We start from the raw sequence: 13,823 nt of genomic DNA on the forward strand, positions 1-13,823 counted from the left end.
CTGCCGCCGTGGAGCAGCGCATAGGATCGAGCAGCAAGCCGTCCGGGGCCGGAGAGCCGCCCAAGGCCGAGCCGTTGAAGGTCGAGCCGGTGTTGGGTGCCGGTTTCGACCCGGCCTTCGTCCCGGGGATCACGGCGCCGGCGCCGGCCGAGGCGGGTCCGGTGTCCAAGGAGCCGTCGGGCCCGGAGGCCGCCGAGGAGGTCATCGAGGAGGCTGGGGAAACCGTCGCGGAGGCGTCAGCGGAGACGCCCGGCGATTCCGTCGGGGAATCACCGGAATCCGGGGACGGCGACGGACCGGTCTTCGAGGCGGCGGACCGCCGGGCGCGGATCGTCGCGGACCGCAGGGGCGTCCGCCTCAGCCTGGACGAGGAGGCCTGCGAGTTCCGCTGGGACGAGATCGCGGCGGTGGAGACGGAGACGGCCCGCTTCGGCAAGCGTTTCACGGTCACCGTGCACACTCCTGACCGACGCTGGTTCCCGATCGAGATCGAGGCGCCGGCCAGGGCGCGCTTCAAGGAGTGGGACGAGCGGCTGGACGCGGTGCTCGACGCCTACTTCGAGGAGGCGTAGCCGTCAGGAGCAGTACTGGGCGGCCTTGCCGATCGACCGGTACATGCAGTCGGCGTTCTCCAGCAGCTGCAACACGGCGTCCCTGTTCCGGGAGGTCTCCCGCTCGATGACTTCGTCGGGCGGGTAGAACCCGCCCCCGGAGGACGACGTCGGGTACATCTCGAAGGTGTAGCTGAAGATCTTCTGCGTCCCCCACAGATAGTCGTCGATCGTGCCGTCCGTGATGTACAGATCGCTGGACTGCTCGGCGGTGTACCCGTTGCTCGCGGCCATCTTCCGCCCGACGGCCTGGAACGCGGCGGCGTCGTCGGCGGTCATCCCGGTGGCGGTGTCCGAGTAGGTCCAGCCGAACGGCCACAACACCAGCTCGCTGTAGGTGTGGAAGTCGATCCCGGCCGTGATCTGCTGCTTGCCGCCGACGACCCGGCCGCGCACGAAGTCGGCGACGACCTTCACCTCGGGCGCGGACTCGGCGGCGGACCCGCGGTACGTCTCGGACGACGTGGACCCGGACGACCCGCCGCAGCAGCCCCACTTGTAGTTCCAGTTCCTGTTCAGGTCCGTCCCCACGTTCGTGGAGCCGGAGTTGGGCTGCCGGTTCTTCCGCCACGACCGGTACGACCCGCTGGCGATGTCGTACTCGCCGCCGTCCGGGTTCAGATCGGGCACGATCCAGATCTCACGGCTGTCGACGAGGCCGGTGATCCGTGAGTCGGTCCCGTACCCCGCGCCGAGTTCGCGCAGCAGGTAGAGGGCCATCTCCACGGTCAGGTGCTCCCGGGCGTGCTGGTGCGCGGTGAACAGCACCTCGGGCTCGTTCTCGTCGGTGCCGACGTTGTCGCTGACCTTGATGGCGACGATGTCCCGCCCCTGGTACGACTTCCCGATCACCCGCTTGCTCATGATGCCCGGGTAGGCGGCGAGACGCTGGTCGATCTCGGCGTTGGCCTCGGCGTAGTTGTGGTACTTCGCGTCGGCGCTGGGGAAGTCGTAGAGCCGGACCTGCCCGCGCTGGGGAGCGGCCCCCAGGGGCTGGACGTCGTACCCCATCCGGCGGAGCTTTCGGATCTGCTCCTCCCGCCCGGAGACGACGACACTCTCCTCGTCGGCCTCGTCCACGGTGACCCCGGCCGACTGGATGGCCGTACGGGTCACGGGGTTGGTGCGCTGATGGATCTCGTACTGCCGGATGTCGTCATCGGCCGCCCGGACCTTGCGCACACTGTCGGCGCCGGCCTGGTCGAGCCCGGCGGATACCGGCGCAGCGAGCGCGAGGGCCAGCAGCGCACCGAGCCCGGCGGCCCGTTTGCGTAGTCGCATGAACGCTCCTTGTGGGGGTTGGAGGGGGTGTTCCCGTGCGACGTGCGGATACGAACCTCTGGGGGCCGTTCGTGGGGCCCTGTGGGTCCGCTGTGGGCTTGCTGTGCGGGTCGGCGCTCATGGTGAGGGCAGGGCATGTACAGGTCAAGGGCATCGGCGAGGGCCCGACCGAAACCGGCCGTTCCAGTGGCCTGCTCGCCGAGGACGGCGGTGACGACGGCTCCGCGCACCAGCAGGCCGACCGCCTCGCCCGTCAGCCGGACCTTGGCGTTGTGCGGGGGATCCACGAACTCCACCGGCCGTGCGTACCGGAGGATCTCCTCAAGAGTCACCGTCGGCGCGTCGTACGGTTCGACCGCGAACCGCTGCCCGGTCCGCGCCACGCCCCCTACGCACCGGACGACGCAGACGGCGGCCGTCGCCTCCCTCTCCTCCACCGAGTGGATCGACAACCTGGCATCGGCCCCCTGTGGCATCCAGCGCCTCCCTCAGCCCGGGAGGCATCCGTCCGGCCCGGCCGGGGAGCCGGCCTTCAGCGCCTCGATGAACGGCGCGAAGGCGGTGGCGGGGAAGGTGAGGGTGGCCCGGGTGGGGGCTTTGGAGTCGCGGATGGATATGTGGGGGTGGGTGTGGGCGACTTCGACGCAGGTATTGCCGTCGCCTCCGCCGGAGTAGGACGACTTGCGCCAGCGGACGTCCTGGGTCATCGGTCGCCTCACAGCTCCTTGGTCAAGCGGTGGATGAAATCCCGTGACTCCACGGGTTGCAGTGCTGCCTTGCCCACCTTATTGAGCAGGTCCCGGAAGCGTGCCAGCTGGGATTCGGCATCGATGAAGGCGGTGCCGTGAGGGGCGTCGCGCAGCACCGTGTCCAGCCGGGGGAGTGGACCGCCCACGTACATCATCTCGATTCCGGCCCCGGCGAACCCCTCTCTCGAGAACGGGATGACGCGCACAGTGACCCGCCCGTGCTCGATCTCCTCCAGCACTTTCTGAAGCTGGGTCCGGGCGACTCGCCGGGTTGATACCAGGATGCGCAGTGCTGCCTCGTGGATGACCGTCTCGTAGGGGACCGGCGCCTCACGTTCCAGTACGGCCCTGCGACCTATCCGGTGCTCCACCCGAGGCATGAGTTCGCTCGCCGGAAGCTCCGGGACCATGTAGCCGAAGACGGCACGAGCGTAGTCCGGGGTCTGGAGCAGACCTGGGATGTGGCTGGTGACGACCTCACGCAGGAACGTGCCGTGATGCTCGGTCTCGGCGACGTCCAGGAACACCGGAGGCAGCACGCCTCGGTACTCCTCCCACCAGCCGCGCGTCCGGTCGGCGGCCATCGCGACCAACGCCTCGATCAACGCGCCGTCCGCGCAGGCGTAGTGAGCGGCGAGGCGCCGTACCCGCTGCTCACTGACGCCTGCCAGACCTGCTTCGATCTGACTCATCTGGGCCGAGGTCGAACTGAGCAGCGCGGCCACTTCCCGGGCCTTCAGGCCGGCCGACTCCCGCAACCTGCGCAGCTCGGTACCCAAGCGCACCTGCCGTGCCGTGGGTTGGCTTCTCGGCGCCACGTGCCCTCCAGACCCTCAACCACCCTGTTGCGGTGCCCCGTTAGAGCGTCAGATTACGTGATGGCTTGCGCGAGGAAAAATTTTTGCTCTACCGTCAGTGACGTAAAGAACACGCTGCGGAAGTGCACCGCACCGTCCTGCCATGACGCCTGCGGCAAAGCCACCGGACGCGATCTCCCCTTCTTCCTGCTGGAGTTGATGACGCATGCCCGGATTCGAGACCTGGGACTACACGCTCTACATCCCCAACGACCTCAGAGCCGTGACCGTGTGCCGCCGCACCCTGCGGGTGATCCTGGCGATGCACGAGTTGACGGCGCTCGCGGACACGGCGGAGCTGCTGGCGACGGAGTTGGTGTCGAACGCGGTGCGGCACACGAAGGGCCCGGCGGCATTGCGGGTGCGGCGTTCGCCGGAGGGGCTGGTGTGGATCGGGGCGTGGGACACGGACCCGGCGCCGCCCGAGCCGCCGGTGCCGTTGGGGCGGGCGCTGGAGGCGGAGGAGGGGCGGGGGCTGGGGCTGGTCATGGCGTGCGCGGAGTACTGGGGGTGGCAGCCGTCGGCCAGGTTCGGTGACCGGGGGAAGTACGTGTGGTGCGAGCTGCCCGCCTGCTGAGCAGGTGACCGTCACCGGAACGGAATCGTGAGCCAGGGGCTGCCGGGGTCGGACATCAGAATGCGATGCGCCGAGACCATGTCCTGGTACCAGTCACCGAACTCCTCGTCGTCGAAGTGGAGGCAGCGGCCGAGGATGTAGCCGGCGGAGAAGTCCTGCCAGGACTTGTAGGACAGCGCGGCGGCCCGGCCGGCCTGGAGGACGGCGGCCTCGGCCTCCTTGAGCGTGCCGAGGCGGGCCCCGAGCCCCCACCGGGCCATCTTCGAGGCGCGGCCGAGATCCCAGGCGTCGACGGACGACACGTACTGGCTGCCGTCGAGCACACCGTCGGCGCGCATCCGGGCCTCGTAACGGGTGATGCGCCCGATGAGCCGCTGTACGCCCTCGATGTGCGCCTCGACCTCGGACGCGGGCCGGGGTTCGGTCTTGGTGACCCCGTCCTCCCCGACCACGACCGACCCCTCGGACCTGGCGCGGATGACGTTGGCGGCGGCCTGGCGCCAGTAGCCGACGTCGACGTGGCCGCCGAAGTCGCGGGCGATGGTGCGACGCAAGCCCAGGGCGAAGTCCCAGACGGAGCTGTGCTGTTCGCAGGCGAGGAGATCGCGGAGGTAGTACTGCCACTGCTCCCGGGTGGTGATGCCCCACCACTCGTTCAGCCGCTTCCGCTCGTCCGGATAGCCGGTGCCGTGCCAGGCCATGCCGTTCCAGAAGGAGCCGTTGTTGACGCAGAGGAGGGCGCCGCAGGCGAGCCCGTGGGCGACCGGGCCGTGCAGGGGCGCGCCGACGCGGAGGGTCCGCAGCCGCATCGACCGTTCCCGCGGCGGGGCCTGTTCTCCGTACTGCGCCCAGGCAGCGGAATGCGGCGGGGCGGACGGCAGGAACGCCTCGCAGGGGCTCCCCGGATTGACGACGATCATCGGCGGGTCGGTCGGCTGCCAGACCTTGGCGAACCACTCCAGGTTGTTCCAGTCGAACACCCGGTGCGGCTCCGGGGCAGGCAGCATGCCCTCGGTGTACACGGCCCAGATCCGTCCACCGGCGACGCGCGGGTCGTACCCGAACACGGCGTACGTGGCCCTGGGCGTGGCATCCGCCCCGGCCTTCTCTATCTCGAAGAACAACCGCGTCTGAGCGAGTGTGCCGAAGTACGCGGCCCAGTCCCCCCGCCCCTTGGCCTCGAACAGGGCCTGCTCGATCTCCGAGGGCGGAGTCCAGGCGGGAGCGGCGACAGGAGGGAAACCGGCAGGTGGCGGCCCGAACGACATGAAACCCTTCCGCTCCTCGTTCCAGCTGTGGCGAGCTTAGGGTACTGGCGAGTCCTGACCGGGGGGATGCCCTGTCTCCGTCAGGAGCCGGACGCACATACCGTTGTCTTCTGCTTGTGTGCCTTGCGGTCAGGTCGGATCGTTGGTGTAAGCCGTCAAATTTGAGATGAAGGCGAATTCGGAGCTGGCCTTGAGTTGAGTTTCAGGTGACGTTACGGCGACGTTGATGCCATGTTTCTTACTCAATGAGATATCTGCAACGATATTGGTTCCGAAGCCCTTCAGGGTGATGTCTTGGATGCCGCTGAATGAAATTTCAATCTGCACGGTATTGAAGCCTTGTGCCGCCCATTTCCGCGGGGGGTGAACGGGGTAAAGTGGGAGGTCGATGCGCAGTCTAAGTGTCGGGCCATCCTCATGCAGAGAAATTTCGTGAACATGAACTCCGTTGAGCTCTGGCGGACTTCCTTGGTAAACGGCATCAATGCCATGTGGGTTGTTCAGTGCAGAGGTCCACGACACGCCGAATCGACCTTCCTTCCTGGAGAACTAGTACTCATAATGCTGTGCGGTTCCTGGAACTTTACCAGTTCGAGGATTTTCCCACGGGCGGACGTTGAAGTGTGGCCCCTGATCTCCTACTCCGCCTTCACCGTAATAATGTCCATACGCATGGTCTTGAATGATCACTCTGCTCCCGTCGTCTCGCTTGTAGACATATTCTCGCGTCATCACCGGATTATGCGAGGCGTCCATTACCTGCTGCCCCGTTCTGTCTGTCATTGGAACGATACGAATCTGCTCCGGCTGTTGAGACATGGGAATGTCTAGGTCGCGTTTTGCTTCCCTGAAAGCAGCATTGCGGCTGCTTGAACGCTTATGTGTTGGACCCTCGTCGCATCCTTCCTTCGGCGCCAGGCCGAGCGAGTCGCTCCACGTATGCGGGTTGTGAACGTAAGTGACCGGGTTGGGGGCAGGTGAGAGTCCTAGGGGATCGGCCGTCAGGTACCGGGCGGTTTCGGGGTCGTAGTGGCGGAAGTAGTTGTAGTGGAGGCCCGTTTCGGGGTCGTAGTACTGGCCTGGGAAGCGTAGGGGGGTGTAGGTCGTGCTGTTTGTCGACCACGCCGTTGTGCCCCAGAGGGTGCTGCGGGTGTGCCAGGCGATTTCGCCCTGTTCGTCCAGCAACTCTGTTGGCGTGCCTACGAGGTCGGTGATGATGGCGAAGAAGCGGGAGTCGATCTCCTGCTGTGGGGCTTCCGCCGCTGTGATGCGTTCTGTTTGGGCTAGGGGGCGTAGGCCCTGGTGGTCCCAGGTGAGGGTGATCGGGTGGGGGAGGGCTTCGGATGTTGTGGTTTGTTCGCAGAGGGTGGTGCCGTCCCAGGTGAAGGCCACCCGTTCCACGACCGTTTCGCCGTCTGCGGCCAGGCGGAGTTTGGCGGTGCGGCGGCCCAGGGGGTCGTAGGTGTAGCGCCAGCGGGTGCCGTCCGGTGTCACCACCGAGGTCAGGCGGTCCTCGGCGTCCCACTCGTAGTGCCAGGTGTCCGGCTTGCGGGACAGGCGGGTCTTCCGGCGCAGGGTGATGCGGCCCAGGGCATCGTGTTCGTAGCGGACGTTGCCGGCCCGGGTGATGCGGGTGCCCGTGTAGGAGCGGGGGCCCGTCGACTCCGCTCCGGGGTGGGTTGTCGGCCAGGCGGCTTCGGTCTGGTTGCCTGCTTCGTCGTAGGCGTAGCGTTCCGTCCAGCCTGTCGCGTGGACCGCCGTCACTCTGCCCGTCGCGTCCAGGTCGAAGCGGCGGGGACCCGACAGGTCGTCCTCGATGGCGGTCAGGTTGCCGTCAGCTCGGTAGGTGTATGCCCGGTGCTGGACCCTTTGGCCCTGTGCGCCGGTCACCGTCTGGGTTGTCAGGCGGCCCATCGGGTCGAAGGTGTGCTCCAGGCCGACCGTGCCGCCGACCAGGCGCCTCAGTTCGTGCCCGGCCTCGTCGTACGTGAAGTCGATCGGGCGGCCCGATGCCACCATGGCTGTGCGGCGGCCCGCCGCGTCGTACGTCCACGTCGTCTTCGCCCCGGTCGGGGTCACCCGGCTCGTGCGGCGGCCCAGGGCGTCGTAGGTGTACGTCACCGTGCGGCCGTCGACCGTCTCCGAGCGCAGGCGGCCGTGGCGGTCGCGCAGGAGGGACACAGTCGTGCCGTCCGGGCCGACCGCCTGGGCGAGTTGGTCGGTCAGGTCGTAGGCGTAGGTCGTGGTGCCGTTTGGTGTGGTCTTGCGGAGTACCTGGCCGAGGACGTTGCGGGCGAACGACGTCTCCTCACCGAGGGCGTTCCGCCGTGCCGCCAAACGGCCTGCCGCGTCGTACTCGTACGTCAGCGTGCGGTTGTCGAAGTCCGTTTCCCGGGCCAGGTGGCCTGCAGGGTCGTACTCGTACGTCCAGGTCAGACCCTGCGGGTTGGTGACCTTGGTCAGGCGCAGCTCGGTGTCGTGGGTGAATTCGTAGCGGACGCCGTCCGGGCCCGTGCGGGCCGACAGTAGGTCGAAGTGGGTGTACTCGAAGCGGGTGACGCCGCCGAGGGGGTCGGTGTGGGTGGTGCAGTTGCCCTCGCCGTCGTAGGTCCACGTCTCCGTGGTGCCGTCGGGGGCCGTGCGGCGGGTCAGCTGTCCTTCGACCGACCACTCCAGACGGGAGACACCGCCGAGTGGGTCCGTGATCGCTGTCGGGAGGCCGAGGGCGTTGCGTTCGTAGCGGGTGGTCGCGCCCAGGGGGTCCGTCACCTGCACGGGGAGGGCCGTGCGGTCGCAGACGACCGTGGTGGTGTTGCCTAACGGGTCCGTCACCGAGGTCAGGTGGCCCGCCTCCGTGTAGGTGAAGCGGGTCGTCTGGCCGGCCGGGTCCGTCACCGACGTGCGATTGCCCCGATCGTCGTAGGTCTGGTGGATCACCGTGCCGTCCGGGTTCACCACCTTCACCGGCAGGCCGAGGGTGTTGTACTCGGCCCTCGTCTCGCGGCCGTCCGGGCGGGCGACCGAGACGAGGTTGCCCGCCCCGTCGTACTCGAACGTCGTCGTGTGGCCCAGCGGATCTGTCGCGGACAGCAGGCGGTGGTGGCGGTCCCGGCGGTAGTGGGTGGTCGCGCCCAGCGGGTCGGTCTCCGCCACCACCTGCCAGGTGTCGTTGACGAGGTAGCGGCGGGCGTGGCCCTCGGCCGTCGTCACCGTCGTCGTCCGCAGGCCCGTCTCCGGGTCCGGGTCGCCGTAACTCAGGCGCAGGGCCATGTGACCCGCCTCGCCGGCCTCCGCGACGCAGCGGTCCTGGTCGTCGTACTCGTAGGTGTAGCCGCGGTCGTTCGTGTCCGTCCAGGACGTCACCCGGCCGCGGTCGTCGTAGCCGAAACGCAGGGGCAGGCCGGACGAGTTCACGACCGCCGTGAGGTTGCCGTCCGCGTAGCCGAAACGCTTCAGTTCCTCGCCGGTCTCCGCCAAGTGGTACGCCGTGACGCGGCCCGATTCCGTCGTGATGCGGACGCCCTGGCCGGCGCTCGTGTACACGCCGAGCGGGGTGCCCTCGGTGTCGTACTCGAAGGTGATCCAGTTGCCGTTGCGGTCATCGATCTGTTCCAGGACCGCCAGACCGGGGCCACGGTCGGCGAAGTGCCGCACCCGGCCGGTGCCCGGGTCCGTGATCGTGTAGCCGTCGTCCACCCGGTCCAGGGGCAGGCGGGGGCCGTGGCTCGCCAGGGTGGGCAGGCCGGGTGCCGGGTGGGGGTACGAGAGGAGGAGACCGTCCTCCGTGACGTAGACGACGCCCTCCGCGTCGATCTCCAGGCGCTCGTCCAGGGTGGAGGACCACGAGGGGCCGAACCAGCGGCCCAGGCGGTAACCGGACTCCACCCGGCGGGTCAGCAGCAGGGGGAGTGTGCCGGGGAGCGTGACGTCCGTCTGCGGCAGGTACATCTTGCCGGTGGCCACGTTGACCGGGTCGCCGCAGCCCTTGGTGCTCTCCTGGTCGTGAGAGTGCTTCGGCGGGTCGTTCTCGACTGTTTCCCTGGCCGACTTCCCGGCCGCGCCCTCCGCCCCCGCCCGGCTCTCCCGGGCCGCGGTCTGCGCCGCTCTCCGGGTCAGGGCCGCCTCCGCCGCCTTCCTGGCGAGCCCCGCTTCCATGCCGAGGCCCTTGCTTCCCAGGAGTTCGGGTGTGACGCGGCCGAAGAATTCGGAGGGGTCCTTGCGGAAGTCGTCCCACATGGCCTTCGCCGCCTGGTCCGGGTGGGCGGCGGTGGTGACCAGGCCGGAGAGGGTCATGCTGACGTTCTGCAGGTACGCGGCGGGATGGGTGAGGTTGTAGGGGTCGACGGGGTTCACCCCGCGGACGAAGGTGACCAGACCGGCCGTGCCCTTGATCACACCCCCGCCGAAGTGTGTCAGCTCGATGCTCGCGGCCAGCGAACCGTCCACCACCTCGGTCTTGAGGCGGTCCAGCGGCGGGGGCTCGGCCGGTGCGTGCGCCAGGGCTGACCTGACCTTGGCCTGGGCCTCGGTGGCGGCGGTGTTGCGCTGCTCACGGGCCTGGGCCAGCTTGTGCTGAGCGGCCTGCACGTCGGCCTTGCCGGGGTCCTGGAACTCGGCGGGCCGGGGACCGGGGTCCTCGCCCGCCTCGGCCTTCGCGTTGTAGGCGGCCACCTTCTCCTTGTGCGCCTCGAACGCGTCCTTGGACGCCTTCACGCCCTTCTTGTACAGGCGGACGGCCTCCTCGGCCTGCCCCTGGGCCCACGTGACCGTGTCGGCGTACGACTCCAGCGCCCCCGCCGCCGTCTCACACGCCTCGGCGGCCTGCGCCCACTTGACCGGGTGCACGCCGAACTTCTTGCGGAACGCGTCCCCGCCCTCGCCCCTCCAACCGGAGGAGTCGACCCTCTTCAGCCCCTGGCCGACCTTGTCGAACGCACGGTGGAAATCCCGCAGGTGCTTCGCCGCCTCCCGGATCTTCGCCGCATTGCCGTGGACGAGCTCGTCCGCCTCCTCACTTTCACCGAGCTGCTGCTCACCCGGGGTCGCCCCCAGATCCGAGGCGACCCCGTCGCCCCAGTCCTCCACCACATCAGCCCAGTCGTGCACCCCGAGCCGGTCCAGGCCGTCACCGATCTTGTCCGTGGTGTAGTCGACACCCTTGCCGACGAGCTTCTTGCCGCCGTCGACCAGGTGTTCACCGCCGCTGAGGAGCTTGTTGGTGATGTTCCCAAGCCCCATCAGCCCTCACCCCCCGGCCGGCCGGCAGCCCGGGCGCGGGCCTCGGGGGACGGGTCGAAGGTCTCGGCCAGCATCTCCTCGTACCGCTCGGCCGAGATGCCGAACCTCTCCTGGACCTCGCCCCGGTCCAGGCCCGGCAGGGCGGTTTGGTCCGAGGTCAGCATCTCGTACGAGGCGTCCTTCCAGCCCTGCCTGCTGTTCGCCCACGCCTGCCGGAACGACTCCTCGCTGTAATCCACACCCGAACCGGAGTCCACGATCTGACCCCAGCTCCTCTTCTGCACCTCCTCCTCCGAGGCGTACGGATTGCCCACCACAGCGTTCCCGGCGACCTTGAAGGCACCCTTCACGTACTGGTCCGTCTCGTAGTACGTGCCCGCGGCCAGCCCCGTCCCGGCCGCGAAACCGTTCCCCTCGTTCACCAGCGCCCGAACCCCCCACTCCCAGCGCTCGCAGAACGACTGGAACTCATCCGTCAGACCCTGATGACCCAGTTCCAGACCCGACAACGCCAGCTCGGAGAAACCACGGCCGGCCCCCGCCCGGCTGTCCATTCCCAGCTCCTTCAACTCCCCCAACGCCTCGGTCAGGCCCTTCGCGATCAGATCCAGACCCTGCGTCGTCAGGTCCTTGCCCCCGCCACCGCCGTCACCGCTCACCGCAAGCCCCCCGTCCCGCCGTCGACGTCCACCGCCACCCCGTCCGGCACGATCCCGCGCACCGGAGCAAAGAGCACCCCGTCCTCCCCGTCCGCGCAGTCCAGCGCCACCCCGCACGGCACCCCCACCGCCGGCACCGCCGCGTCCAGCAACCGAGCCCCCAGCCACCGCTGATAGACCCACTCCCGCGCGCCCGCGCCCCGCGCCACCGCGAAACGCGCCAGCGCACCCTCGTCCGAGAAGGCGTAGATCCAGCGGACACCACCGAAGTCCGCCGTCAAAGGCGCTTCGTCCTCGCCCACCGGCACCAGCACCGCCGTACGCCGGAACTCACCCAGCAGCGCCGCGAACTCGCGCCTCCCGCGTGCGGTCCCCTCGGCTTCCTCCTGCCGGCCGGGCTCGGACGCGTCCACGTAGTCGTACAACCGTGACCTGCGCGCCTGCCCCGCCGAGCCGGTCGTCCCCCCGTGTTCGGCCATGGCGGGGATCATCACACCCCCCTGTCGGCGGGTTCAACGTGATAGCCGGCCGGGGGATCGAGTCCGGCCACCCCGGGGCGCGTACGCGACGGCGCCCGGACCGTGGGGTGGTCCGGGCGCCGGGGTGGGGACGGGGCCGGGTGGTTACGGGAGGGCGTGGACGTGGGCTCCCACCGCGTTGGACCACGCGTTGCCCGACGCCGCGTCCCAGTTGGTGGACCAGGTCATCGCGCCGCGCAGGTCGGGGTAGGTCCTGGACGGCTTGAAGGTGCCGCAGTTGACGGCCTTCGTCAGGCAGTCCAGGGCGTTGTTGACGACCGTCGGGGAGACGTAGCCGCCGCCCGCCGCGCGGGTGGAGGCCGGCAGGCCGAGGCCGACCTGGGACGGGGACAGGCCGCCCTCCAGCTGGATGCAGGCCAGCGCGGTGAGGAAGTCGACCGTGCCCTGGCTGTACACCTTGCCGTCACAGCCGAGCATGGAACCGCTGTTGTAGTACTGCATGTTGACGACCGTCAGGATGTCCTTGACGTTCAGGGCCGTCTGGAAGTACGAGTTCGACGTCGACTGCATGTCGATCGTCTGCGGGGCCATCGTGATGATCAGCGAGGGGCCCGCCTTCGCCGACAGGGAACGCAGGGCCTGCGTCATGTACGTCGCGTTCAGCCCGTTCTCCAGGTCGATGTCGACGCCGTCGAAGCCGTACGTCTGCATCAGGCCGTACACCGAGTTCGCGAAGTTGGCGGCCGAGTTGGCGTCGCTGACCGACACCGAGCCCTTCTCGCCGCCGACCGAGATGATGACCTTCTTGCCGGCCGCCTGCTTGGCCTTGATGTCGGCCTTGAACTGGTCGACCGTGTAGCCGCCGAGGCCGGCCGAGTCCAGGTTGAAGGTGACCGCGCCCGGCGTGGACGTGGCGTCCGCGAAGGAGACCGCGATGATGTCGTACGCGGAGGGGACGTCCGACAGCTTCTGGACCGTGGCGCCGTTGTTGAAGTTCTGCCAGTAGCCCGTCACCGCGTGCTTGGGCAGGGAGCCGCCGCCCCCGTTGCCCGAGCCCGTGGTCGTCGTGCCGGTCACCGACGCCGACTTCGCCGACTCGCCCGCCGCGTTGGTGGCCGTGACCTGGAAGGAGTACGCCGTCGAGGCGGCGAGACCGGTCACCGTCGCCGACGTGCCCGACACCGCCGTCACCTTCGTCCCGTCGCGGTAGACGTTGTAGCCCGTCGCACCGGACACCGCCGACCAGGACAGGGAGACCGAGGAGGACGTGGTGCCGGACACGGCGAGTCCGGACGGGGCCGCCGGGACCGTCGGGCTCGGGTTGCCGCCTCCGCCGCCGTCGGGTCCGTAGACGGAGAGGTCGTCGGCGTAGTAGGCCGCCTGGCCGTACCAGCCGTGGGTGTACACCGTGACCGAGGTGGTGGAGGAGCCGGTGGTGAACGTCGTCTGGAGCTGCTTCCAGGACGGCGAGTCGGGGGTCCAGGTGGAGACGTCCGTGGTGCCCGTGCCCGTCACGCCCAGGTAGGTGTAGCCGCCCTGGACCCACGCGCTCAGCGTGTACGTCGAGTTGGGCTTGACCGCGACCGTCTGGGAGCACTTGGCGGTGTCCTGGCCGGCCGGGGCCGCCTTCAGGGCGCCGCTGCCGCCGTGCACGGGGGAGGTGACCGTCGTGCCGCTGCCGGCCGTACACGTCCAGTCGGCGAGGCCCGACTCGAAGCCCGCGTTGCGCACGTTGTTCACGTCGGCCGCCGAGGCGGGCGAGGCCGCGGCGAGACCCGCGACCGAAAGGGCCAGGGCGGTGGCGGCGGACCATGCCGCGAACCGTCGTCCGGTGGGTCTGGGTATGCCTGGTGCGCGGTCCACTGAAGCCTCCGGTGGGGAATGGGGCGGGGAGAGAGGGAGGGAGGGAGGAAGGGAGAGGGAGAGGGAAGACGGTGGCCAACCGATGCCCTACAAGTTGGTCCAGACCAATCGGGGGTGTCAAGAGGTCCAGACCGGAAACGTTTCGGGCCGGCGCCTCAACCTGTCCTGGTTTGGCGGGGCTTGCGCCGGGAGAGTTCCCCAGCGGCTTCCCTCACGCTGTTCTCCCGGTCGTGCGGCCGTG

The 13,823-nt window shown here is 68.9% G+C and carries 11 protein-coding genes; 2 read left to right on the forward strand and 9 right to left on the reverse strand.

Annotated elements, in window-relative coordinates:
* The first annotated feature begins 8 nt into the window (after positions 1-8).
* Positions 9-572, forward strand: coding sequence for a hypothetical protein (locus tag AB0E62_RS23990; RefSeq protein ID WP_362197304.1), 564 nt, complete (start codon positions 9-11; stop codon positions 570-572).
* Positions 573-575: 3 nt separating this feature from the next.
* Here the strand turns inward: AB0E62_RS23990 and AB0E62_RS23995 are convergent, their stop codons facing one another.
* The 3 genes from AB0E62_RS23995 to AB0E62_RS24005 form a co-directional block, all read right to left on the reverse strand.
* The gene (locus tag AB0E62_RS23995; RefSeq protein WP_362197307.1) at positions 576-1,892 is read right to left on the reverse strand and encodes a M14 family metallopeptidase; all 1,317 of its coding nucleotides are present in this window, start codon (positions 1,890-1,892) and stop codon (positions 576-578) included.
* Positions 1,893-2,380: 488 nt separating this feature from the next.
* The gene (locus AB0E62_RS24000; protein ID WP_362197310.1) at positions 2,381-2,599 is read right to left on the reverse strand and encodes a DUF397 domain-containing protein; all 219 of its coding nucleotides are present in this window, start codon (positions 2,597-2,599) and stop codon (positions 2,381-2,383) included.
* 8 nt (positions 2,600-2,607) lie between these two features.
* Complete coding sequence (locus AB0E62_RS24005) at positions 2,608-3,426, reverse strand: helix-turn-helix transcriptional regulator (RefSeq protein WP_362197538.1); 819 nt, start codon at positions 3,424-3,426, stop codon at positions 2,608-2,610.
* A gap of 238 nt (positions 3,427-3,664) precedes the next feature.
* On the opposite strand from AB0E62_RS24005, the gene AB0E62_RS24010 reads away from it, so the two are divergent.
* Positions 3,665-4,075, forward strand: coding sequence for an ATP-binding protein (locus AB0E62_RS24010; protein ID WP_362197313.1), 411 nt, complete (start codon positions 3,665-3,667; stop codon positions 4,073-4,075).
* An 11-nt stretch (positions 4,076-4,086) separates the two neighbouring features.
* On the opposite strand, the gene AB0E62_RS24015 is transcribed toward AB0E62_RS24010, so the two are convergent.
* From AB0E62_RS24015 to AB0E62_RS24040, 6 genes are all read right to left on the reverse strand, one after another.
* On the reverse strand, positions 4,087-5,343 hold the full coding sequence (locus tag AB0E62_RS24015) for a DUF1266 domain-containing protein (RefSeq protein ID WP_362197316.1): 1,257 nt from the start codon (positions 5,341-5,343) through the stop codon (positions 4,087-4,089).
* A 129-nt stretch (positions 5,344-5,472) separates the two neighbouring features.
* Positions 5,473-5,865 (reverse strand): Imm50 family immunity protein, encoded by a 393-nt coding sequence (locus AB0E62_RS24020; protein WP_362197319.1) that lies wholly within the window; start codon positions 5,863-5,865, stop codon positions 5,473-5,475.
* A gap of 27 nt (positions 5,866-5,892) precedes the next feature.
* Positions 5,893-10,581 (reverse strand): putative T7SS-secreted protein, encoded by a 4,689-nt coding sequence (locus tag AB0E62_RS24025; protein WP_362197321.1) that lies wholly within the window; start codon positions 10,579-10,581, stop codon positions 5,893-5,895.
* Positions 10,581-11,240 carry a hypothetical protein gene (locus AB0E62_RS24030; protein ID WP_362197324.1) on the reverse strand — a complete coding sequence of 220 codons (660 nt, stop codon included), beginning with the start codon at positions 11,238-11,240 and terminating at the stop codon, positions 10,581-10,583. The genes AB0E62_RS24025 and AB0E62_RS24030 overlap by 1 nt, the downstream gene beginning before the upstream one ends.
* Entirely contained in the window at positions 11,237-11,719 is a 483-nt protein-coding gene (locus tag AB0E62_RS24035; protein WP_362197326.1) for a hypothetical protein, read from the reverse strand. The genes AB0E62_RS24030 and AB0E62_RS24035 overlap by 4 nt, the downstream gene beginning before the upstream one ends.
* A gap of 144 nt (positions 11,720-11,863) precedes the next feature.
* On the reverse strand, positions 11,864-13,564 hold the full coding sequence (locus tag AB0E62_RS24040; protein WP_362197541.1) for a glycoside hydrolase family 18 protein: 1,701 nt from the start codon (positions 13,562-13,564) through the stop codon (positions 11,864-11,866).
* Between the last annotated feature and the right edge of the window lie 259 nt (positions 13,565-13,823).

This window comes from Streptomyces sp. NPDC038707 (assembly GCF_040636485.1).
Taxonomy (GTDB): Bacteria; Actinomycetota; Actinomycetes; order Streptomycetales; family Streptomycetaceae; genus Streptomyces.